At 71.6% G+C, this 21,973-nt stretch carries 24 protein-coding genes and 1 tRNA gene; 11 read left to right on the plus strand and 14 right to left on the minus strand.

Annotated features, from left to right (window positions below; genetic code table 11):
• Positions 1-9 precede the first annotated feature (9 nt).
• Positions 10-552 (minus strand): FHA domain-containing protein FhaB/FipA, encoded by a 543-nt coding sequence (locus QM517_RS15055; RefSeq protein ID WP_283288543.1) that lies wholly within the window; start codon positions 550-552, stop codon positions 10-12.
• A complete protein-coding gene (locus QM517_RS15060) occupies positions 549-1,286 on the minus strand; it encodes an FhaA domain-containing protein (RefSeq protein ID WP_283288545.1) in 738 nt (245 codons plus the stop codon). Before QM517_RS15060 ends, QM517_RS15055 begins: the two co-directional genes overlap by 4 nt.
• Before the next feature lie 153 nt (positions 1,287-1,439).
• Between QM517_RS15060 and QM517_RS15065 the strand changes: the two genes are divergently transcribed.
• A tRNA-Leu gene (locus QM517_RS15065) sits at positions 1,440-1,523 on the plus strand.
• A 72-nt stretch (positions 1,524-1,595) separates the two neighbouring features.
• On the opposite strand, the gene QM517_RS15070 is transcribed toward QM517_RS15065, so the two are convergent.
• Together QM517_RS15070 and QM517_RS15075 are read right to left on the minus strand one after the other, a co-directional pair.
• Positions 1,596-1,988, minus strand: coding sequence for a type II toxin-antitoxin system VapC family toxin (locus tag QM517_RS15070; protein ID WP_283289063.1), 393 nt, complete (start codon positions 1,986-1,988; stop codon positions 1,596-1,598).
• Positions 1,985-2,248, minus strand: coding sequence for a hypothetical protein (locus QM517_RS15075; RefSeq protein WP_283288547.1), 264 nt, complete (start codon positions 2,246-2,248; stop codon positions 1,985-1,987). Before QM517_RS15075 ends, QM517_RS15070 begins: the two co-directional genes overlap by 4 nt.
• Positions 2,249-2,432: 184 nt before the next feature.
• Between QM517_RS15075 and QM517_RS15080 the strand changes: the two genes are divergently transcribed.
• From QM517_RS15080 to uriH, 7 genes are all read left to right on the plus strand, one after another.
• On the plus strand, positions 2,433-3,737 hold the full coding sequence (locus QM517_RS15080; RefSeq protein ID WP_283288549.1) for a sensor histidine kinase: 1,305 nt from the start codon (positions 2,433-2,435) through the stop codon (positions 3,735-3,737).
• Between the two features lies 1 nt (position 3,738).
• Positions 3,739-4,422: a response regulator gene (locus QM517_RS18715; protein ID WP_283288551.1), complete on the plus strand. Its 684-nt coding sequence runs from the start codon at positions 3,739-3,741 to the stop codon at positions 4,420-4,422.
• Between the two features lie 407 nt (positions 4,423-4,829).
• The gene (locus tag QM517_RS15090) at positions 4,830-5,576 is read left to right on the plus strand and encodes a 3-oxoacid CoA-transferase subunit A (protein WP_283288553.1); all 747 of its coding nucleotides are present in this window, start codon (positions 4,830-4,832) and stop codon (positions 5,574-5,576) included.
• Entirely contained in the window at positions 5,573-6,220 is a 648-nt protein-coding gene (locus tag QM517_RS15095; RefSeq protein ID WP_283288554.1) for a 3-oxoacid CoA-transferase subunit B, read from the plus strand. The genes QM517_RS15090 and QM517_RS15095 overlap by 4 nt, the downstream gene beginning before the upstream one ends.
• Before the next feature lies 1 nt (position 6,221).
• Entirely contained in the window at positions 6,222-7,397 is a 1,176-nt protein-coding gene (locus QM517_RS15100; RefSeq protein WP_283288555.1) for a thiolase family protein, read from the plus strand.
• A gap of 33 nt (positions 7,398-7,430) precedes the next feature.
• Positions 7,431-8,237 (plus strand): IclR family transcriptional regulator domain-containing protein, encoded by an 807-nt coding sequence (locus tag QM517_RS15105; protein ID WP_283288556.1) that lies wholly within the window; start codon positions 7,431-7,433, stop codon positions 8,235-8,237.
• A 58-nt stretch (positions 8,238-8,295) separates the two neighbouring features.
• Positions 8,296-9,255, plus strand: coding sequence for a uridine-preferring nucleoside hydrolase UriH (gene uriH / locus QM517_RS15110; protein WP_283288557.1), 960 nt, complete (start codon positions 8,296-8,298; stop codon positions 9,253-9,255).
• 7 nt (positions 9,256-9,262) lie between these two features.
• On the opposite strand, the gene QM517_RS15115 is transcribed toward uriH, so the two are convergent.
• Genes QM517_RS15115 through QM517_RS15125 form a run of 3 tightly spaced genes read right to left on the minus strand, consistent with a single transcriptional unit; the run spans position 9,263 to position 12,053 of the window.
• Positions 9,263-11,470 carry a heavy metal translocating P-type ATPase gene (locus QM517_RS15115; RefSeq protein WP_283288558.1) on the minus strand — a complete coding sequence of 736 codons (2,208 nt, stop codon included), beginning with the start codon at positions 11,468-11,470 and terminating at the stop codon, positions 9,263-9,265.
• Positions 11,467-11,754, minus strand: coding sequence for a heavy-metal-associated domain-containing protein (locus QM517_RS15120; protein ID WP_077051023.1), 288 nt, complete (start codon positions 11,752-11,754; stop codon positions 11,467-11,469). Before QM517_RS15120 ends, QM517_RS15115 begins: the two co-directional genes overlap by 4 nt.
• A 17-nt stretch (positions 11,755-11,771) precedes the next feature.
• Positions 11,772-12,053: a metal-sensitive transcriptional regulator gene (locus QM517_RS15125; RefSeq protein ID WP_026095929.1), complete on the minus strand. Its 282-nt coding sequence runs from the start codon at positions 12,051-12,053 to the stop codon at positions 11,772-11,774.
• A gap of 77 nt (positions 12,054-12,130) precedes the next feature.
• Between QM517_RS15125 and QM517_RS15130 the strand changes: the two genes are divergently transcribed.
• Positions 12,131-13,135 (plus strand): endonuclease/exonuclease/phosphatase family protein, encoded by a 1,005-nt coding sequence (locus QM517_RS15130; RefSeq protein ID WP_283288564.1) that lies wholly within the window; start codon positions 12,131-12,133, stop codon positions 13,133-13,135.
• A 10-nt stretch (positions 13,136-13,145) separates the two neighbouring features.
• Here the strand turns inward: QM517_RS15130 and QM517_RS15135 are convergent, their stop codons facing one another.
• Both QM517_RS15135 and QM517_RS18720 read right to left on the minus strand, forming a co-directional pair.
• The gene (locus QM517_RS15135) at positions 13,146-13,574 is read right to left on the minus strand and encodes a GNAT family N-acetyltransferase (protein WP_283288566.1); all 429 of its coding nucleotides are present in this window, start codon (positions 13,572-13,574) and stop codon (positions 13,146-13,148) included.
• 60 nt (positions 13,575-13,634) lie between these two features.
• The gene (locus QM517_RS18720) at positions 13,635-14,252 is read right to left on the minus strand and encodes a GntR family transcriptional regulator (protein WP_283288568.1); all 618 of its coding nucleotides are present in this window, start codon (positions 14,250-14,252) and stop codon (positions 13,635-13,637) included.
• Positions 14,253-14,570: 318 nt separating this feature from the next.
• Here QM517_RS18720 and QM517_RS15145 point away from each other — a divergent pair, with 318 nt between their 5' ends.
• The gene (locus tag QM517_RS15145; RefSeq protein ID WP_076492588.1) at positions 14,571-14,777 is read left to right on the plus strand and encodes a cold-shock protein; all 207 of its coding nucleotides are present in this window, start codon (positions 14,571-14,573) and stop codon (positions 14,775-14,777) included.
• Positions 14,778-14,785: 8 nt separating this feature from the next.
• Here QM517_RS15145 and QM517_RS15150 read toward each other — a convergent pair whose 3' ends face one another.
• From QM517_RS15150 to QM517_RS15170, 5 genes are read right to left on the minus strand one after another with little or no spacing between them, the layout of a single operon-like run.
• Complete coding sequence (locus tag QM517_RS15150; RefSeq protein ID WP_283288571.1) at positions 14,786-16,849, minus strand: bifunctional lysylphosphatidylglycerol flippase/synthetase MprF; 2,064 nt, start codon at positions 16,847-16,849, stop codon at positions 14,786-14,788.
• Positions 16,850-16,877: 28 nt separating this feature from the next.
• Positions 16,878-18,080 (minus strand): hypothetical protein, encoded by a 1,203-nt coding sequence (locus tag QM517_RS15155; RefSeq protein WP_283288573.1) that lies wholly within the window; start codon positions 18,078-18,080, stop codon positions 16,878-16,880.
• The gene (locus tag QM517_RS15160; protein WP_283288575.1) at positions 18,073-18,774 is read right to left on the minus strand and encodes an HAD hydrolase-like protein; all 702 of its coding nucleotides are present in this window, start codon (positions 18,772-18,774) and stop codon (positions 18,073-18,075) included. Before QM517_RS15160 ends, QM517_RS15155 begins: the two co-directional genes overlap by 8 nt.
• Before the next feature lie 50 nt (positions 18,775-18,824).
• The gene (gene nucS, locus QM517_RS15165; RefSeq protein WP_283288577.1) at positions 18,825-19,520 is read right to left on the minus strand and encodes an endonuclease NucS; all 696 of its coding nucleotides are present in this window, start codon (positions 19,518-19,520) and stop codon (positions 18,825-18,827) included.
• 9 nt (positions 19,521-19,529) lie between these two features.
• Positions 19,530-20,771 carry an MFS transporter gene (locus tag QM517_RS15170; protein WP_077051014.1) on the minus strand — a complete coding sequence of 414 codons (1,242 nt, stop codon included), beginning with the start codon at positions 20,769-20,771 and terminating at the stop codon, positions 19,530-19,532.
• A 77-nt stretch (positions 20,772-20,848) separates the two neighbouring features.
• On the opposite strand from QM517_RS15170, the gene QM517_RS15175 reads away from it, so the two are divergent.
• Positions 20,849-21,898: a LacI family DNA-binding transcriptional regulator gene (locus tag QM517_RS15175; RefSeq protein ID WP_283288580.1), complete on the plus strand. Its 1,050-nt coding sequence runs from the start codon at positions 20,849-20,851 to the stop codon at positions 21,896-21,898.
• The last annotated feature ends 75 nt before the right edge of the window (positions 21,899-21,973 follow it).

The raw sequence follows: 21,973 nt of genomic DNA on the forward strand, positions 1-21,973 counted from the left end.
GGAGGCGGGTTACTTCCGCAACTCGAAGGTCGTCGCGCCGACCTTGATCGGAGCGCCCACCTTCACCTGGACCGGGGATGCCACCCGTACCCCGTCATGCGTGGTCCCGTTCGTGGAGTCGAGGTCCTGCAGCATCCACTGGTCGCCCCACAGCACGAGTCGTGCGTGGTGGCTGGAGGTGTAGTCGTCGCGGATGACCAGGCCCGACTCGCTCGAGCGGCCGATGGTGAGGGGCTCGGTTCCGAGGGGGAGTTCGAGCCCGGCCTTGGGGCCGCTCGTGATGACGATGCGCGAGACGGACGCGGTCGTCGCGAGGCCGCCGGCGGGGGCGGGCACCGGTGCGGCGGGACGCTTCACCTGCGTCGTCTCGGCGTTCGGCGACGACGTGGGGGCGGGTGCAGCGGGCGCCGGGGCGGATGCCGAGGGCTCGGGGAGCTTCCGGACCTTCACGCCGAACAGATCGGCCCGCAGCGAATAGACGACGCCGAACACGAAGAACCAGAGCAGCACGAGGAAGCCGCCCTGCAGAAGAAGAAGAGTCAGTGGACTCATGACAGGGGCCCCCGGTCCCGGACGTCGAAGAGCTGCGTCGCATCGGACGGCGCCGCTCGCCGTGCGGTCTGTGCCTGCGCGACCACACGGAAGACGATAGCGGTGCGGCCGATCGAGATGGTCGAGTCCGGCGGAAGCGCGGCCTCGGAGACCTTCCGACCGTTGAGGGTCGTTCCATTGGTCGAGCCGAGGTCGCGGACCATCGCGCGCTCGCCGTCCCACAGGATCTCGACGTGCTTGCGGCTCGTGCCGGCGTCGGGGATCGTGATGTCGGCGTCGCTGCCGCGGCCGATGACCGTGCGGGCCTTCACGAGCGGGTGGCGGGTGCCGTTGATGTCGACGACTCCGCGCCACGACACCTGACCCTCGCTCGTGCGCGAATCCACCCGAAGCGTGCCGGTCGACAGTGACGTGTCGCGCTCGATCGAGATCGTCACCGGTCCGGCGAACGAATACCCCTGCGTGCGGGCGTGCTGCTTGACGAGGGTGTCGAGTTCGGTCACGAGGGTCGAGCCGAGGGCGCTCATCTTCTCGTCGTCCGCGGGCGACAGGCGCACCGTGAAGGCGTTCGGCGCGAGGATGCGCTCACGGCTCACGACGACGGCGTTCTTGTCGAGCTCGCTCCGCAGCGCGGAGGCGATCTCCACGGGCTGGATGCCACTGCGGAAGGTCTTCGCGAACGCACCGTTGACGGCGCGTTCGAGACCCTTCTCGAAACTGTCGAGTAGCCCCACGAGACTCCTTCAGGCAGGCAGACCAGTAGCCACATCGTAGTCAGCACGCCTGGACAGGTCATGGATGCCGGTCCCGGACACGTTTCATCGGGGGTCCGTGGCCGTGATATTCTCGGGAAGTTGAGTCTGCGGCATCCGTGGACGCAGCGACTCGCGCGAGTGGCGGAATAGGTAGACGCGCTGGCTTCAGGTGCCAGTGCCCGCAAGGGCGTGGGGGTTCAAGTCCCCCCTCGCGCACAGAACGAAGAAGGCCCCGGATTCATCCGGGGCCTTCTTCGTTGTCTGTGGGAGCGGGAGGGCTGGCGAGGGTCAGGGTGCGTCGGGCAGAGGATGCCGCAGACCGAGTGTGGCGGCGACCCCGCCCAGGCGGTCGTCCAACGTCGCCAGGGGCGCGCCGATGTGTGTCGCGGTGGCCAGGACGCAGGTGTCCGGCATCTTGAGTCCGTGTTCCGCCCGCAGGCGCGCCAGAAGGAGGGGCTCGGTGGGGCCGATCGTCGTCACCTGGACTCCGAGGTTCTGCAGGTGCGACCACAACGCGGCGTCCTGGCCACGCTTCGCTGCGCCGACGAGGGTCTCGGCGGCCGTGAGCGCGTGCATCGAGAACGGCCCGCGTTCCACGGCGAAGAAGTTCTTCGCGTTTTCGTGGTGGACGTCGCCGGGCGAGAGGAGGGCGATGATCACGCCGGCATCCAGCACGATCATTCGGGCCACTCCGTGCGAAGGTCATCGAGATAGCCCTCGGGGTAGAGGCCCGCGAAGTCTGCGATCAGCGCGTCGAGGTGTCTGCGCCGACTCGCCGTCAGCGTCGGCTCCAGCGCCTCGATGGTCCGCGCGCCTTCCAAAACCAGGTGCGTCAGCAGCACGGACGGACTCTCGCCGGGCCAACGCCGACGGGCGATGCGCAACGCCTCTTCGATCTCGGGCGTATGCGTCACCTGCGTACGCGTGCGGGTTGTGGGCATGGGGGAGTGTACCACCTATGCTCCGGTGCAACACCGGTGCCCTCGGCGGTCCGGGAAGCACGGGGCTCCGCGGATCCGCGCCTTCGCGGCTCGCCCCGGCGCGGACTCACCCGGGGGCCGGGAGAATGCCGCCTATGACGTACCGGCTTCACCTCACCCTCATCGCGGCTCGACCGGACCCCTCATGACGACCCGTCTGTCGGAGCCCGGGACGCTGCTCGACGAGACCGCCCCCGAGGCGGTCGTCACGCCTCCGATCAGCGCCGTGGCGCGGACGCTGCGGTCCCCGGTCTTTGTCGCTGTCGTCTTCGTGGCGACGGTGGTGCAGGTCTGCAGCGATCCCGTGCTCGCGATCTTCAGTGGCACGGGCCAGTGGGACCACACTCTGCCGCCCCAGGCGGTCATCGCGTTGACGGCGTTCATCTGCCTCGCGCAAGCGGTGTGCGTGTCCCGATCGGGGACGCGACCCGAGCTCGGGATGCTGGGCGCGGTGGCGTGTTATCTCGTGGTGGCGGTCGCGCTCGGTGTGCCCACCTGGGCGACACCGATGCAGTTGGTCGTCGCGATCTCGATGGCAGCGCTGGGCAGCGCGCGTCGGATCCCCGTCGCGGCGACGTGGGCGGCCGGAACCGTCGCCGTGTCCGCCGTGGCGCTCGGCGGGTGGGCGGCGAGCGTGGGGGCGCCCCCGGAGGCGGTCGCCGCGTTCCTGCTCACGGAGGGGGTGTCGTTGGCATCCCTGTCCTTCGCCGGGGTGGCGCTCGGCGCTCTTTACGCCGTGCTCGAGCGGCGGGCCGAGTGCGAGCGTCGACGGGCCGCGGACATCCAACTGCAGCAAGCGGAGGCGATCGAGGCGTCGAGGGCGGCGGAGCGGGGACGCATCGCCCAGGAACTCCACGACGTCGCCGGTCAGCACCTCGCCGGGCTGGTGTCGCTCTGCGACGCCTCGGCCGACCTGGCGCCCGCGCATCCGCAGCAGGCGCTGCAACTCATCGACGAAGTCCGCGCGGAGGGCCGCTATGCCGCGGCGAGCCTCTACGGTGCGCTCGGGGATCTGCGTGCCGTCGAGGCGACGGCGCACACACCCACACCCGATCTGCGCCACATCGAGGGGCTCGTGGAGTTCTGGCGAGAGCGCGGCAAGGAGGTCTCGGCCGAGATCGAAGGCGACCCGGAGATCCTGCCGGCGGTGGTGTCGACGACCGCCTACCGCGCCATCCAGGAGGCTCTGTCGAACGCCGCCAAGCACGCGGCCGGTGCGCCGATCGGCATCCAGGTGCGGATCCGGCCGGACCGTCTCGTCGCGGTCGTGCAGAACGGTCCTCCGCGCCGGCCGCGGACGGACGAACGTGGTCTCGGGCTGGGCTGGGGGTTGGATAACCTGCGCCAGAAGCTCACTCTCGTCGACGGGACGCTCGCGGCGGGGGCCGACGGCACGGGGGGCTGGCGCGTGGAGGTGGAGATTCCGCTTCCCCGGACGATGGAGGCATGACGTGACGGAAAGCGCATCGATCAGGGTGCTCATTGCCGACGACAACCGTCCGTTCCGTCGCGGCGTGCGACTCCGACTGGAGAACGCGGACGGGATCATCGTCGTGGGTGAGGCAGCCACCGGTCGTGACGCCGTGAAAGGTGCGCTCGCCGAGCACGCGGACGTCGTGCTGATGGACCTGGAGATGCCCGAGATGAACGGCATCGATGCCACGCGCACGGTCGTCGAGGAGTCGGGGGGCAGCACCCGCGTCATCGCGCTGACCAGCCACGGCGAGGACCATCTGGTGATGAGCGCTCTGAGCAGTGGGGCGTCGGGGTACCTGCTCAAGACCCACGACAGCTCGCAGCTCGTCGATGCCATCCGCGCCGCGCACCGAGGTGAGGCGCTGATGTCGTCGCGCGTGACGCGCTCGGTCCTCACCGACATCGCCCGGCGCCGCATCACCGACCAGGATCGGGCCAAGGCGGCATCCCTCAGCCCGTCGGAGGCGCGGGTCGTCAGCCTCCTCAGCGACGGGATCACCTCGAACGAACAGCTCGCGGCGGAACTCGTCGTGTCGATCAACACCGTCCGGAGCCATGTGCAGTCCTCGATGCGGAAGACCGGCGCCGCCGACCGCACCCAACTTGCGCTGTGGGGCGTCCGGGTGCGTTCCGTGCTGGCGGCTCATCCGAACGGATGAATCTCATCCCGCTTCGCCGCCGCCGGCGCGGTGAGGTGATCACGGCGGGAAGAGGGAGGGGCGGGGGCTGCCCCCAATACAGCCCCCGCCCGCCTCGGTATCCGACCCGAGCGGATGCCGCCTGCATCGAGACCGTCGACGCGTGAGCGGATGTCCCTGCGTGCGACGGTAACCCCGGCTCTCGCCCGCCTCTCCGCGGCCTTCTCACCCCCGCCGAGTCGAGTCCCGCGGAATATCGCGGGGTTCGGCCGCGAATCCGACGCACGGCCGTGTGGAGAGCGGGAAGAAAGTCATCCGAATGGACGACGATCGCGCGTCAAACCCGACTCGGGTGCCTCTGGTGCGCTTTCGGCATCCGCGATATGCTCGCTAAACGAACAGGCGTTCGCTGAACGAACAGGGGAACCATGATCGACAAGACCGTTCCCGACGTCGCGGCGGCCGTGGCGGGCATCGCCGACGGCTCGACCGTGATGATCGGCGGATTCGGCCGTGCCGGACAGCCCGTCGAACTCATCGACGCGCTCATCGCGCACGGCGCCCGCGACCTCACCGTCGTCAACAACAACGCCGGCAACGGCGACACCGGACTCGCGGCGCTGCTCGCGGCCGGCCAGGTGCGCAAGATGATCTGCTCCTTCCCGCGGCAGAGCGACTCGTGGGTCTTCGACGGCCTGTACCGCGACGGCAGGATCGAGCTCGAACTCGTGCCGCAGGGGAACCTCGCCGAGCGGATCCGCGCGGCCGGCGCCGGAATCGGCGGCTTCTTCACGCCGACCGGGTTCGGCACCCAGCTCGCCGAGGGCAAGGAGACGCGGCGCATCGATGACCGCGACTACGTCCTCGAGTACCCGATCCACGCCGACGTCGCGCTCGTCAGCGCGTACCGCGCCGACCGGTGGGGCAATCTCGTCTACCGCGAGACCGCGCGCAACTTCGGGCCGATCATGGCCGCCGCGGCGAGAACCACCGTGGTGCAGGTCGACGAGATCGTGCCGCTCGGCGACCTCGACCCCGAGGCCGTCGTCACGCCCGGGCTGTACGTCGACCGGGTCGTGGCCGTGGGTGAGCGCCGGTGGCTGCAGGACGGCGTCTTCGTCGGCGGCGTCGACATCGAGGGGCGCCCGCTCGCCCGGAACGGAGCGGACTCATGACCACCCGCGTCTCCCGCACCGCGCTCGCCGCGCGCGTGGCATCCGACATCCCCGAGGGAGCCGTGGTGAATCTCGGCATCGGAGCCCCGACGCTCGTGGCGGACTACCTGCCCGAGGGGCTCGAGATCGTGCTGCATACCGAGAACGGAATGTTGGGCATGGGCCCCGCGCCGGTCGAGGGATCGGTCGATCCCGACCTCATCAACGCCGGAAAGCAGCCGGTCACGGCGCTCGCCGGAGCCGCGTACTTCCACCACGCCGACTCCTTCGCCATGATGCGCGGCGGGCACCTCGACGTGTGCGTGCTGGGGGCGTTCCAGGTCTCGGCATCCGGTGATCTGGCGAACTGGTCGACCGGCGAGCCCGGGGCGATTCCGGCCGTCGGCGGGGCGATGGACCTCGCGATCGGCGCGAAGGACGTCTACGTCATGACCGACCTGCTCACCAAGCAGGGCGCCCCCAAGCTGGTGGAGGCGTGCACCTACCCGCTCACCGGCGTCGGCTGCGTCTCCCGCGTCTACACCGACCACGGCGTCTTCGACGTCACCCCCGACGGCTTCCGCGTGCGGGAACTGTTCGGCGACAACACGCACGCCGAGATCGAGGAACTGCTCGGTCTCACGCTGATCGAGCAAGGAGCCTGACATGACCGCCAGCTACGTCTACGACGCCGTCCGCACGCCCTTCGGTCGCGCCGGGGGAGCCCTGGCATCCGTTCGCCCCGACGATCTGGCCGCGCTGGTGATGAAGGCGGCGGTCGAGCGCACCGGGCTGGACCCCGCCCGCATCGACGACGTCGTCTTCGGGGATGCCAACCAGGCCGGGGAGGACAACCGCAACGTCGCCCGTTTCGGCGCGCTGCTCGCCGGCTTCCCGACGTCGGTCACGGGCGCCACCGTGAACCGGCTCTGCGCGTCCTCGCTCGAGGCCGTGATCCAGGGGTCGCGCGCGATCGAGTCCGGCGACGCCGACATCGTGCTGGCTGGCGGCGTCGAGTCGATGAGCCGTGCGCCGTACGTCGTGGAGAAGGCCGCGAAGCCGTTCCCGGCGGTCGGCAACGCGACCATGTGGAACACCGCGATCGGGTGGCGCATGACCAACCCCGCCCTGCCGAAGAACTGGACGATCTCGAACGGCGAATCCGCCGAGAAGATCGCGCGCGAGTGGGGCATCACGCGCGAGGTGCAGGATGCCTTCGCCGTGCGGTCGCACCAGCGTGCGGCATCCGCGTGGGCCGCGGGCGTCTTCGACGGCGAGATCGCGGCCGTGCCCGGCGTCGCGCTCACCCGCGACGAGGGCATCCGCGACGACACCTCCGTCGAGAAGCTCGCGGGGCTGAAGGCGCTGTTCGCCGCCGACGGGCAGGGGAGCGTCACGGCCGGCAACTCGTCGCCGATCAACGACGGAGCCTCCGCCGTGCTCATCGGCGGCGAGGGGGCCCTGGATGCCGAGCCGCTGGCGCGTATCGCGGGTCGCGCGGCCCACGGTGTCGACCCCGACGTGTTCCCGATCGCCCCGATCGAGGCCGCGAACAAGGCGCTCGCGCGCGCCGGGAAGACGTGGGCCGACGTCGACTTCGTCGAGCTCAACGAAGCCTTCGCGTCGCAGTCGCTCGCGTGCCTGGCCGGGTGGCCCGACCTCGACCCCGAGAAGCTCAACGTCCACGGCGGTGCACTCGCAATCGGGCACCCGCTCGGCGCGTCCGGCGGCCGCATCATCGGCCGCGCGGCGCACGAGCTCGCGCGCCGCGGCTCGGGAGTCGCGGTCGTCGCGATCTGCATCGGCGTGGGCCAGGGCCTCGCCGTCGTGCTGGAGCGGTGAGGTCGCTCACCGACGGATCGATAGGGTGAGCCGGTGACCGACGCCGAACCTTTCGCCCCCGCGCCTGAGGACGACAGCGACGGCCCCGGGGAGGTCGTGCAGGCCTTCGTGCGCGGGCTCGCGGTCATCCGCGCGTTCGACGCCGACAACCCCGAGCTGACGCTGAGCGAGGTCGCGCGTCGAGCGGGCGTGACGCGCGCCGCCGCGGGCCGCTTCCTCCGCACGCTGCAGAGCCTCGGTTACGTGCGCAACGACGGGCGCTCGTTCGCCCTCACGCCGCGCGTGCTGGAGCTGGGCTACAGCTACCTCTCGGCCCTGTCGCTCCCCGAGGTCGCGCAGCCGCACCTCGAGGCGCTGTCGCGCGCGGTCGGCGAGAGCGCGTCGGCTGCGGTGCTGGACGGCGCCGAGATCGTCTACGTCGCGCGCGTACCCGTGCGCCGGATCATGTCGGTGGGCATCACCGTCGGCACGCGGTTCCCGGCCGCGATCACGAGCATGGGTCGCGTCCTGTTGGCCGCGGCATCCGCCGACGAACGAGATCGAATCCTGGATGCCGAGCCCCTGGCGCCCCGGACCCCCCGGACGCTGACCGACCCCGCCGCCGTGCGGCAGGAACTCGAGCGGGTGCGCGCGCAGGGCTGGGCCCGCGTCGACGGCGAGCTCGAACCGGGGCTGCAGTCGCTCGCGGCTCCCGTCCACGGCCGGGACGGCGCGGTGGTCGCGGCCATCAACCTGTCGATGTCGAGCGGCCGTTACCCCGAGGCCGAGGTCGCCGACCGGCTGATCCCCGCGCTGCTCGCCGCGGCCCGCGACATCGAGGCCGACCTGCGGGTGGCGTGACCGGTGGACGTCGTGGTCTCCATCTCGGCGCCGGCGACCTAGGAAGAAAGAGCCTCACATGGCGAGAAAGATCATCCTCGACTGCGACCCCGGCCACGACGACGCCATCGCTCTACTGCTCGCTCACGGACACCCCGACATCGAGCTGCTCGCGGTCACGACCGTGGCGGGCAACCAGACGCTCGAGAAGGTCACCCGCAACGCGCTGGCCGTCGCCGAGGTCGCCGGCATCACGGGCGTCCGATTCGCGGCCGGTTCCCCTCGCCCTCTCGTCCGCGAGCTCGAGATCGCCGACGTCCTGCACGGCGACACCGGGATGGACGGGCCGACGCTGCCCGATCCCACGATGAGAGTGGAAGACCAGCATGCGGTGAACCTCATCATCGAACTGGTCATGACACATCCCGCCGACACGATCACTCTCGTCCCGACCGGCGCGCTCACCAACATCGCCCTGGCCGCGCGTCTGGAACCACGCATCATCGACCGTGTCCACGAGGTCGTGCTCATGGGCGGCGGACACAGCGAAGGCAACTGGGGGCCGAAGAGCGAGTTCAACATCGTGGTCGACCCCGAAGCCGCGCACATCGTGTTCGATGCGCCCTGGCAGGTGACGATGTGCGGTCTCGACGTCACCCACCAGGCATTGGCCACCGATGACGTGATCGACCGCATCGCCGCCGTAGGCACCCGCCCGGCGGCCTTCGTCACCGAACTCCTGCACTTCTTCACAACGACGTACGCCCACACGCAGGGCTTCGCCGCCCCTCCCGTCCACGACCCCGTGGCCGTCGCACGAGTCATCGATCCATCCGTCGTCCAGACCGTTCCGGTCCCCATCGAGGTCGAGCTCACCGGGACGCTGACACGAGGCATGACCGTCGTCGACTTCCGTCACCCCCGTGACTCGCAGAGCCACACGCACGCTGCCATGCAGCTGGACCACGCGAAGTTCTGGGACCTCGTCGTCACGGCGCTCGAACTGATCGGCGACCCCGTCCGCAGGCCGACGGAATGACGCGACCTCAGTGCGCCGCCGTCGGCTCGGCGCGGAACCCCCGCAGCCGCAGGCTGTTGGTCACGACGAACACGGACGACAGCGCCATCGCCGCGGCCGCGACCACCGGGTTCAGCAGTCCCGCCATCGCCACCGGGATCGCGGCGAGGTTGTAGGCGAAGGCCCAGAACAGGTTGCCCTTGATGGTGCCGAGCGTGCGGCGTGCGAGGCGGACGGCGTCGGCGACGACGAGCAGATCGCCGGACACCACCGTGACGTCGCTCGCCGCGATCGCGGCATCCGTCCCTCCGCCCATCGCGATGCCGAGGTCGGCGGCGGTGAGGGCCGCGGCGTCGTTGACACCGTCTCCCACCATCGCCACGACCCGGCCCTCGGCCTGCAGCGCGCGGACGACGTCGAGCTTCTCGGCCGGTGTCACCTCGGCGCGGACGTCGTCGATCACGACCTCGGCGCCCACGCGGGCGGCGGTCGCAGCGTTGTCTCCGGTGAGCAGCACCGGCCGGAGTCCCAGGCGGCGGAACCGCGCGATCGCCTCGGCGCTCGTCGGCTTGATCGTGTCGGCGACGGCGATCGCGCCGAGGTACCGCCCGTCGCGCGCGACGGCGACGATCGTGGCCCGCTCGGCCAGTGCGTCGAGCGAGGACGCGTCTACGTCGACCGCCCACTGATCGCGCAGCCACGACAGCCGCCCGGCGACCACGGCGGAACCGTCCAAGACACCCTGGACGCCGTACCCCGCGTGCGCGGCGAACGACTCGACGGGTGCCGCCGTGCCCGCGGCCGCGGCGATCGCGCGACCGACGGGGTGCTCGGATCCGCCCTCGACGGCTGCGGCGGCCGCGAGCAGCTCGGCGCGGTCCACGCCCTCGGCGGGCAGCACGTCGGTCACGGCCATGCGGCCGGTGGTGACGGTGCCCGTCTTGTCGAGCACGATCGTGTCGACGCGGCGCGTCTGCTCGAGCACCTGCGGACCGCGGATCAGGATGCCGAGCTGCGACCCGCGCCCGGTGCCGACCAGCAGCGCGGTGGGCGTCGCGAGGCCCAGGGCGCACGGGCAGGCGATGATGAGCGTCGCCACGGCGGCGGTGAACGCGAGTTCGAGCGGGGCGCCCGCGCCGAGCCAGCCGGCGAACGCCGCGATCGCGAGAAGGATGACGACCGGCACGAAGACCGCCGAGACTCGGTCGGCGAGCCGCTGCACCTCGGCCTTGCCGGTCTGGGCCTCCTCGACCAGGCGTCCCATGCGGGCGAGCTCGGTGTCGGCGCCCACGCGCGTGATCTCGACGACCAGACGTCCACCGACGTTGATCGTGGCCCCGACGACGCGGGCACCGGGGGCCACCTCGACCGGCACGGATTCGCCGGTGAGCATGCCGGCATCCACGGCCGAGGTTCCGTCGATGACGAGACCGTCAGACGGGATCTTCTCGCCCGGACGCACCACGACGACGTCGCCGACGACGAGGCTCGCGACCGGGACGGTGCGCTCGCGGCCGTCCTCGAGCTTGGTGGCGGAGGTCGCGCCGAGGTTCAGCAGGGCCTTCAGCGCGCTCGCCGAGGCCGTGCGCGCCCGTGCTTCGGCGTAGCGGCCGGCGAGGAGGAACACCGTCACGAGGGCGGCGACCTCGAGGTAGATCTCGTGCGCGGCGGCGGTGGGCGCGCCGAAGAGGGTGAAGCTCATCGTCATCCCGGGCATGCCCGCGCCGCCGAAGAACAGGGCGTAGAGCGACCAGCCGAAGGAGGCGATGACGCCGAGGCTGATGAGCGTGTCCATGGTGACGGCGCCATGGCGGGCGTTGACCGCCGCCGCGCGGTGGAACGGCCACGCGCCCCACACCGCGACCGGGGCGGTCAGGGTGAGCGCGAGCCACTGCCAGTTCGAGAACTGCAGCGCCGGGATCATGGACAGCACCGCGACCGGCACGGCCAGTGCGAGGCTGATGAGCAGCCGGCGGCGGAGGGCGTCGGTCTCGGGATCGGTCGCGACCTCCTCCGGGACGGGCGGCGCGGGCACCGCGGCCGCGTAGCCCGCAGCCTCGACGACCGCGATGAGGTCCGCCGGGTCGAGGTCGTCGCCGCGCACGCGCGCCTTCTCGGTGGCGTAGTTGACGGATGCCTCGACGCCGGGCAGCTTGTTCAGCTTGCGCTCGATCCGGGTGGCGCACGAGGCGCACGTCATCCCGGTGATGTCGAGCTCGACGTCGGTGGTGCTCATGACGGGTCGGCCGCCAGGGCGTAACCGGCCTCCTCGACGGCGTCGCGCACGAGGGCGGCGTCGAGCGGGGTGTCGCTGGCGATCGTGACGCGCGAGACGTCGCCGACGCGCAGGTCGACGGACACGCCCTGCACCCCCGCGATCTCGGAGATCTCCTCGGTGACGCTCCGGACGCAGTGCGCGCACGTCATCCCGGTCACGCCGATCTCCTGGATGACCGCGCCCTCGGGAAGAGGAGTGGATGCCGCCGCCTCGCGGAGACCGAGATCGATGCGTTCGTTCATGGTGTTCTCCTCGGTGATCAGGACCGGACGAGCCGGGCGATGGCGTCGTTGGCTTCGCGGATCTTCTCGGCGGCGACCTGGCCGCCCTCCGCGCTGGCCTCGGCGACGCAGTGGCTGAGGTGATCCGACAGGAGCGACAGCGCGACGGTCTCGAGCGCCTTCGTCGCGGCGGACACCTGCGTGAGGATGTCGATGCAGTATTTGTCTTCGTCGACCATCCGCGCGATGCCGCGCACCTGCCCCTCGACGCGGCGCAGCCGTTTCTGCAGGTCGTCCTTGTGGCCGTCGTACCCGTTCATGCTGGATACCATACCCCCCTAGGGTATGCGGAGGGCCGGTTCGGCGAACATTCACCGAGGTCCGCTTCACTGTGGGGATGCCGACCGCTGCGCGCCGCCGACTTCCCCTCCTCGTGACGCTCGCGATCGGCGTGGTCTTCGCGGTGCTGGCCGTCTGGCCGCAGGTGATCGGGGCGCAGCGGTGGCAGTTCGTCGCGCTCGCCATCTCGTTCCGGGCGCCTCTCGCTCTCGGACTCGGGCTGCTCGCCGTCGTGGCGGGGATCGTCGCGCTCGTCCGCCGGCGGGCCGCCGTCGCCCTCGGGCTCGCCATCGCCCTCGGCGCGGCCGCGGTCGGCAACGGTGCAGTCCTCCTCGCCCGCGGTGTCGGCGGGTCCACGGGCGAGGGCGACCTCACCGTCGCGGTATGGAACACCTACGGCGGCGGCGCGCCCCCGGAGGCCATCGCGAGGCTCGTCCGGGAGAGCGGGGCGGACGTCGTCAGCCTGCCCGAGACCGACGCGGACGCGGCGGCCGAGGTCGTCGGCATCCTGCGTCGCGACGGTATCGAGATGACCGCCGCGACCGTACAGGCGGCTCCGGGCGATCGCCCGGTTCCGACGTCGCTCCTGGTCGCGGACTCGCTGGGCCCGTACGTCCTCGACACCGAGGCCGGCTCGACCCCCGGCGCGCCGAGCGGGGTCTGGCGACCGGTCGACGGCACCGGACCCACGATCATCGCCGCGCACCCGCTTCCCCCGCTGCCGCTCATCGTCGACGAGTGGTCGACCGGCATCGACTGGGTCGCCGCACAGTGCACCGGGCCCGATGTGATCCTCGCCGGCGACCTCAACTCGACGCTCGACCACCTATCGGGTCTCGGACGCGACGGTGGAGTGGTCGGCGACTGCCAGGATGCCGCCCAGCAGGCGGGCGCAGCGGCCCGGGGCACCTGGCCCACGTCGCTGCCGGCGGCGCTCGCCGCCCCGATCGACCACGTGCTCGTCGGATCGGCATGGGCCGTGCGCGGCTTCGAAGTGCGTACCGACTTCGACGACGCCGGGAGCGATCACCGCCCGGTCGTCGCCGTCCTCGCGCGGCGCTGAGCCCGGCCGATCACTCCAGCGTCGGCGGCAGCACGTAGACGATGTCGGCGCCGTCGCGCCCGTGCTCCACGAAGCCCAACCGGGCGAGCGTGTCGTGAGAGGGGTCGTCGTCGGCCGCGACGCACGCGTACAGCGGGCGCTCCGGCTCGGCGCGCGTGAGGAGCCGCAGCGCCTCCGTCGCCGACTCCCGCGACGTGTCGGGTGACACCGCGAGCAGGGCCTCGCGGTCCCCGTCGACGTCGAGCGTGGCGGCGAGCCCCACCACCTCGTCGCCGTCCACGATCGCGCGGGCCGTGACCCGGTCGGCATCCACCCACGCGTCGAACGCCGCGCGATCGTCGACCTGTCCGCGCGGCCACGTCGACGCGCTCGCGCGCACCGCCGCGTAGGCGGCATCCCGGTCGTCGTCACGGAGGGCGCGGAGCTCGATGCGGGTCATGACGTCACGGTAGCGGGCGTGCCCCGGATGAACGGATGCCTTGCGCTCGCCGCCGCGGGCTCAATAGAGGCCGTGCAGCCGCAGCCACAGGTGCGCCGCCTGTGCCGTGTCGCGCTCCCTGATCCGGTCGGCGAGTCGGAGGAAGAGTTCTTCGCATCCCTCCACGTGCGCGCACATCCAGCCGCGCAGGTTCCGCCGCAGGAGGAAGGCGGTCTGCTTCAACGTCTCCATCAGCACGATGTTCTGTGAGGCGCGGGTGAAGTGGGCGAGGAACGCGTATCCCGCGTCGACGTACGCGGGGGAGGAGTCGGCGCGGGCGGCATCCATGAGACCGCCGAGCAGGCGGGCGCCCTCCGCGATCTCGTCGTCCGAGCAGCGGGGGAGGGCGAGGTGCATGGTCATCGCGATCATGTGGACCGCGTAGTCCTGCATGTCCGCGATCTCCTTGTCGCTCGGCGACGTCACGCGCGTGAACCGATGGGGCGCGATCTCGACCAGACGGATCGCCGCGAGTCGCTGCAACGCCTCCCGCACCGGGGTCCGGGAGATGCCCATGTGGGCGGCGAGTTCGACGTCGCGGAGCCGGTCGCCGGGCCGCAGGCGCCCGTCGACGATCGCCTCGCCGAGGGCGGCGTACGCCTCGTCGACGAGGGCGGAAGGCTGGCGCCGCTCGTCCACACGCGGATTCTATGACGCCCGGCTATCACAGATCATCGTCATACGTGAAGAATTCCCAGCTTTCGTGTCGCGCGAAGGGCTTGCGCGGCGGTACAGTTATCGCCGTCACGCCTCGCGTGACATATCCGGGGGGATCCGTCGACGCCCGGGCTTCGAGCTTCTGCTCAGCCCGGGCGTCGTATGGGCTTACGGGGCGATCGCCGCCATGACGTCGTGCAACGTTTGTGTCACGGGTCGATGCGCCCGCCCGGTCCGTGCCGTTACCGTGGGCACAGATCGGCGCGCTCGGCGCCGGCAGGAGTGGGAAACGGCACGTCGATGAGCACGCAGGGCACGGTCAAGTGGTTCAACTCGGAGAAGGGCTTCGGCTTCATCGCGCCCGATGAGGGCGGCCAGGACGTCTTCGCCCACTACAGCGCCATCCAGTCGGGCGGATACCGCTCGCTCGAGGAGAACCAGCGCGTCGAGTTCGACGTCGCGCAGGGCCCGAAGGGTCTGCAGGCGGAGAACATCCGCCCCCTCTGATCCGGGGGCTACCGCTCGGTCCGCACCAGGTCGACGCCCGCGGCCGCGAACTGCCGCAGCGTGGCGTGCGGCAGGAAGGCGCGGGTGAGGGCGGCACCGATGCGGGTGAGGTCGGCCTCGTCCCGGTAGAGCAGATGCATCGTCTCGTACCGGGGATGGAACTTCTGCTTGAACCGGTGCAGCGAGGCGAAGCCGTAGACGGGCTCGAGCATCGTGGCCATGCGCTCCTGCAGGTCGGCGATCGCTCCGGCATCCGGGGGATATTCGTGCGCGAGGGGCGCTCCCGACAGCGACAGCACCTCCGCGCCCTCGGCCGAGAACTGCTGGGCGGACGATCCGATCAGGTACTCCATCACCGGGCCGAAGCCGCCGTCGCGGCGGCGCATCAGATCGAGCGTCCACCCGCGCACCCGCCCCTCACCGTAGACGGGCAGCCACGACAGGAAGCCGTCGACGTCGCCCGCCGGTGAGACCGCCAGCGCGACGCGAACCTCCGGATCGGCGGCCTCGTGGAGCGTGCCGAGAGTGAATCCCATCTCCGGCAGCCCCTTGTCGCCGACCCAGCTCTCGGAGATGGCCCGCAGCTGCTGCCGCACACCCCATGTCTCATCGGCCAGACGTGACAGGCGGAACGTCATGCCCTCGCGTTCGGCGCGATTCAACGACGTCCGCACCGCTCCCCACGCCTTGCCCGTGAACTTCAGGCCCGGCAGGTCGACGATGGTGTCGTCGGCGACGACGATGCTCCGCCATCCGTCGGGGACGGCGGCCCGGGTGGCCTCTCCGGCGCTGAAGAAGCACGGCGCCAGACCCGCGTTCTCGGCGCGCTCGACGAACGCGCGGACGGTCGCCGCGCGCGTCTCCTCCGGGCCGAGCGGATCGCCGAGCACGAGGGCGACCCCCGACCGGCGCTGGAAGGCGACGATCCCGCGTCCGAATCGGGCGTAGGCCATGCCGTCCCACGTCGTCATCCACGACAGGGTGCCGCCGCCCGTGGCGCGCAGCTCGGCCTTCACGTCGTCGAGCGACGGAGCCGGCGCGTCGCCGAGGGTCGCCTTCGGCCGCGCGCGGAACGCGGCACGCACGAGGATGAGGTACACCAGGGCGATGGTCCAGGTGGCCGAGGAGGCCAGGGTCACGGTGAGGTCGAAATCCACCGTCTGCTGGATGATGCCCGTACCGATCGCGACGACGATCAGCGCGACCAGTGCAAGGAGGACGGCGTTCAGGATGCCGTACAGCACCAGCAGGACCCACGCCCACCGGCGCCCCCTCCGGATGCCGTTCGCGACGAGGAGCACCACCACGGTGTTCACGGCCACATCGACCCACGACCCCGACACGGGGGCGGAATCGCCGAACGGGCCCGTGGTCGGACTGAGGTACGTGAGGATGTCGATCGCGCCGAGGCCGCACACCACGACGAACGCGATGAGACGCTGCTCGCGGACCGAGACCCGCTGCGGCCGCAGAGACCGGTCGATGACCAGCACGAGACCCACGGCGATGAGGTGCTCGAGGTCGTTCAGCGACCCCCAGTACAGGAACGTCACCGAGAGGACGGCGATCAGCACCGTCCATGCGCGCAGGCGCCACGGCGACGGGAAGAGCGTCACGGCTGCCGCCAGACACGCGACAATCCCAGGAGAGGGACCGACGTCGAGCGCCCCGGCCTGCTCCTGCGCCCACGGCCAGGGGAGCAGCGCCGCGAGCCACAGCACCAGCGACGCACCGAGGACGGCACCGAGCTGTCCGCCGACGAAGTAGAACGCGGCGACACGCGACCCGCGGCGGAACTCCAGGAACCCCATCCCGATGAGCCCGACGATCACCGGTGCGTACAGCCACGGCACCGAGAGGAAGAACGTGCCCGTGACCGGAGTCCACCAGCGGCCGGCTTCGAGCGCCGGGAGCCCGTAGGCCACCGTCTCATGCAGGGACGACGCCGCGAACGGTGTCCACAGAGCCGCGGATGCCGCACCCGCGATGAGCAGGACCAGCGCCAGCGCCGCCGTGACCGGAACGCGACGGACGGTGGCGGTGAGGCGATGGACGGTGACAGGCTCCCCCATGCCGCCCACGATATCGGGCGACAGGCCGTCAGCGGCCGTCGACCGCGCGCCAGGCCGCCCGGGCGGAGGAGAGCGCCTGAACCGCCTCGTGCGCCGCACGGGCGGCGGCCAGCTCGCGCCGGGCGGCGTCGAGGCGCAGCCGCTCCTCGATCGGAGGCGCGTCGGCGAAGGCCTCGGCCGCGGCGACGGCGGCCCGGGCGCACGCGAGCGTGCCCGGCAGTGCCGCACGCGTCGCCTCGAGACGTCGACGTGCGGTCAGGGCATCGCCGATCGCGTCGTCGCGGACTTCGCGCGCACGCGCCACCGTCTCGATCGCCGCGCGCGGGCGGAGCGGGAGTCCCGCGGCCGCCGCGTGCAGTTCCTCCTCCGCGGCGTGCAGGCGATCGGTGGCGTCGGGGGCGACACCGATGGGACGGGCGCCGGCGAGCTCGAGGGCGGCGACGATCTCGGACCGGGCGGCGGAGACCTCGGCCTCGGCGTTCTCGGACGCCTGCAGCACGGCACGGTGGGCATCCTCGACCGCTCGCAGCAGCCGCGCGGCCCGGCGGAGCTCGAGGGACGCCTCGAGCACCCGTGCGTCGGCGGCTTCCGGATCGTCGATCGCGGCATCCGCGGCATCCAGCGCCGTGTCCGCGCGCGCGAGCGCCGCCCGTGCCTCTTGGTCGGCGCGGTCGGCATCCGCCCACTCGGTGTCGTCGAACCGCGCGCGGGACTCGGCGACGAGCCGTGCGGGATCTCCCGACGTGCGGGCGATCTCCGCGCGACGGGCGCGGGCCGCGGCGACGCGCTCGGTGACGCTGCCGTGCGCGCGAGTCCACGCGGTCAGGCGGTCGCGGGTGTCGCCGGCCGCGGCGACCCGCCGTTCCAGGTCGTCGCGCAGACGCAGCCCGTCGGCGCGGCGCTGGGCCGGGAGCCGGGAGGACACCGCGAGCGCCGCCACTTCGGTGAACCCCCGATCGCGTCCGCGCAGCACCGCGGCCCGCGAGCGGCGCAGGTCGGTCGGCCCGTCATCGCCGAGGGCGTCGGCCGCTTCGAAGGCCGCGTCGAGTTCGGTGGCCGCGTCGTCGAGGCGCAGGAGCGCCGCCTCCGCGGCCGATCGCGCGTCCACCGCTGCCGCGGCCGCACGCGGCGACCTCCGCCGGGCGCGCACCACGATCACGACCACGCCCGCGACGAGCAGCGCCGCGAGCAGGGCGATCGCCACGGGCAGCGCCCAGGGGATGTCAGACACCGTCGGAAGCGGCGAGGTCGTCGTCCGGCACGAGCAGGAGCGCGCGCAGTTCGTCGGCGGTGTCGACGGCCGCCTGCGCACCGTCGGCCTCGTGCGGCCAGCTGAAGCCCCACCGGACGAAGATCACCGGCACACCGGCATCCGCCCCGCCTTCGACGTCGTGATGCCGATCGCCGATCAGCACGGGGCGGGAGGTGTCGTACCCGCGCACCTCGAGGCGCCGCAGTGCCTCGCGCACGATGTCGGACTTCGCGCTGAGCGTCCGCTCGTCGGGGCTCGCGCCCACCATGGCTTCGAGGTCGGGGGCGAGGCCGAAGTGGTCCATGAGCGCCACGACCTGCACCTCGGGCTTCGAGCTGGCGGTCGACTGGGGGATGCCGGCCGCGTGGAGATCGTGCACGATGTCGGCGACGCCGGGGTAGAGCTGCGCGCTCCCGGTGTAGCCCTCGCTCTTGTTCAGGGTGCGGTAGAAGGTGACGGCATCGGTCGCCTCGTCGGGGGTCATTCCGACGTTGGCCTGGAACGACTCGAACATCGGCGGACCGATCCAGTGCGACAGCTCGCCGCGGACCGGAGGCCTGCGCCCGAAGTGCTCGAGGGTGATGGTGAGGCGGCGGAGGATCCCCTCGGACGCGTCGACGAGGGTTCCGTCGACGTCCCAGAGGACGCACGACCAGGGGGAGCGCACGGGCATGGGCTCCACGCTACCGGCGCGTCGGCGTGAGAGCGACGCGAGCGCGCGCCTCAGAACAACCGCGGAGCCCCCGACTCGATGCCCTTCATCTCGTCGTAGTCGAGGGTCAGGCACCGGATGCCGCGGTCGGTGGCGAGCACGCGGGCTTGCGGCTTGATCTCCTGCGCGGCGAACACGCCGCTCACCGGGGCGAGCAGCGGGTCGCGGTTGAGCAGGTCGAGGTAGCGGGTCAGCTGCTCGACGCCGTCGATGTCGCCGCGGCGCTTGACCTCGATCGCCACGGACCCGCCGTTGTCGTCGCGCAGCAGCAGGTCCACGGGACCGATCGCCGTCGGATACTCGCGCCGCACGAGCGTGAGGCCCTCGCCGACGACCGAGACCTGCTCGGCGAGCAGACGCTGGAGGTCGGCCTCGACGCCGTCCTTGATGAGGCCCGGGTCGATGCCGAGGTCGTGCGACGTGTCGTGCAGCACCTCGTAGATCTTCACCACGAGCGCATCGCCGGTCTTCTTGTGCGTGACGCGCCACTGCTCGGTGACCCCGACGCTCGCCGCCTCTTCCTCGGGTGCTTCCACCGTGAGGGTGCAGGGCGGGCTCATCCAGTTCAGCGGCTTGTACGACCCGCCGTCGGAGTGCACGAGCAGCGACCCATCGCCCTTGTGCACGAGCAGGCGCGTGGCGAGGGGGAGGTGGGCATTGAGTCGACCGGTGTAGTCGACCGAGCAACGGGCGATGACGAGACGCACCCGACGAGCCTAATCGCGGCGGGCGGCCTTCTCGGCCTCGGGTTCGGTGACGACGAGGGGCTTGGCCGCCCCGGAGAAGAGTCCGGATGCCACGATCAGGCCGACGACGATGAAGAGCGTGTTGAGCAGCCCGATGTGGTCGCCGATCCAGCCGAGGATCGGCGGACCGCAGAGGAACGCGACGTAGCCGATGGTGGCGGCCGCGGCGACGCGCGAGGCGGCCTTGGCCGGGTCGTCGGCGGCGGCGGACATGCCGATCGGGAACCCGAGCGAGGCCCCAAGGCCCCAGAGCGCGGCACCGATGTACACGAGCGGTCCGAACGGCGCGACGATGAACAGCAGTAGGCCGGCGGCGGCGGTGACGGCGAGGATCCGCAGCACCCAGACGCGTCCGAACCGGTCGACGACCGGGCCGCCGAGCAGGCGCCCCGCGGTCATCGCGATCGAGAAGACCGCCAGCACCGCGGGACCGGCCTCCTCGGGAGCGCCGTGTCCGAAGACGACGGCGGACGGCAGCCAGTCGTTCGCGCTGCCCTCGGCGAACGCCATGCCGAGCATGATCACGCCGAGCGTGTAGGTGCGGGGCTCGCGCCACGCCGACAGCGAGGCGGCGAGGCGTTCCCGCCAGTGCGCGCGCTCCTCCGCGGAGGGCGCGTCCATCGCGATCTCGCGAGACGGGACGTTCGCGATCGCGGCGAAGGCGACCACCGCGATGACGATGCCCATCGCCACGCAGTGCGCGACCACCGGGATGCCGCCGCGGACGGCCAGGAACCCGATGCCCGCACCGATGACGGTGCCGAAGCTGAAGAACGCATGGAGGAGCGGCATGACGGTGCGCCCGGTGGCCTTCTCGAGCGCCGCGCCCTCCACGTTCATCATCACGTCGACCGAGCCGTTGCCGAAGCCGAACAGGGCGAGGCCGACGAGGGCGACGCCGAACAGTTGCAGGGTGTCGGACCCGAACCCGATGATGACGACGCCCACCGCGACGAGGAGCAGCGCGATGAGCATGCCCCGTCGGGCTCCGACCCGCGCCATGATCGCGGGCGCGACGGTGAGTCCGATGATGGATGCCACGCCCATCCCCAGCAGCAGCAGGCCGACGCCGGAGTTCTCGATGCCGAGAGCCTCGCGGATGGCCGGCACGCGCGAGGCCCAGGTCGAGATGCTCAGTCCGCTCGCCAGGAAGATCGCGCAGATGGCGATGTACCAGCGCACGAGGCGCGAACGGGTGAGCGTGGAGTCCATGCGGCAACAGTAGCCAGGATCGCGGTCGGTATCGAATCGATTCGAGGGATCGATTCCACGCGGGGTACGATCGGGCGGTGAGCACGCGCCGCGCGACCATCAGCGACGTCGCCCGAGAGGCGGGCGTCTCCGCCTCGACGGCATCCGTCGTCTTCAGCGGGAAGACGCCGACGTCCGAGGCGACCCGGGCGCGCGTGATCGCCGCCGCGGAGAAGCTCGGTTACACCGGTCCCGACCCCCGAGCCGCGTCGCTCCGCCGCGGGCGTTCGGGCATCGTCGGGGTGGTCTTCGATCAGCACCTCGGCACCGCGTTCCTCGATCCCGTGACGACGCACATGATGGACGGTCTCGCCGACGGCGTCTCGCGGCTCGGCGCGGCCCTGCTCCTCCTGCGCGACGACGGCCAGACGGTCAGCGAACCGTCGCTGCACACCGCGCCGATCGACGCCGCCGTGCTGATCGGCTGCAGCCCTCGCATGCGCGATTCGCTCGAGATCGTCCGGGCCCGCGGCATCCCGGTCGTCGTCATCGAGGGGGATGCGGGCGAAGGGATCCCGCGCGTCCTGCTGGACAACGCCGAAGCCCAGCGCCAGGCCGCGCAGCATCTCGCCGACCTCGGACACACCGACGTCGTCATCGTCACCCTGCCGATCGACATCGACCGGCGCCGCGGCTGGATCCCCGACGACGCGGAAGCGCGGGTCGACGTGACCGCCGATCGCCTGGCCGGTGCGCGCCAGGTGTTCCCCGACGCCCCCGCGCTCGCCGCGGCCACCAGTTCGATCGATGAGGGCGCCATCGCCGGCCGCACGATCTTCGCCGACCCCGCGCGCCGACCCACCGCCGTGATCGCGCAGAGCGACCTGTTGGCGGCCGGTGTCGTCCGTGCCGCCGAGGAGGCGGGACTCCAGGTGCCGCACGACGTGAGCGTGACGGGCTTCGACGGCATCGTCGTCGACGGGCTCGCGCCCCATATCCTGACGACCCTCGTGCAGCCGGCCACGGCGAAAGGGCGCGCGGCGGGCGAGGCCGTGGCGGCGATGCTCGAGGACGCGACGCCCGCGGGTCTCGACCTCACCTGCGCGTTCCGCGCGGGGACGACGACGGCCCCGCCCCGTAGCACGTGAGGTCCGCCGCGCGGGACGACGAATGCTCCGGGTAGAATAGATCCGACACCCCGAGAGCCCGGGCATCCGCCCGTC

Source organism: Microbacterium sp. IEGM 1404 (genome assembly GCF_030056775.1).
Classification (GTDB): domain Bacteria; phylum Actinomycetota; class Actinomycetes; order Actinomycetales; family Microbacteriaceae; genus Microbacterium.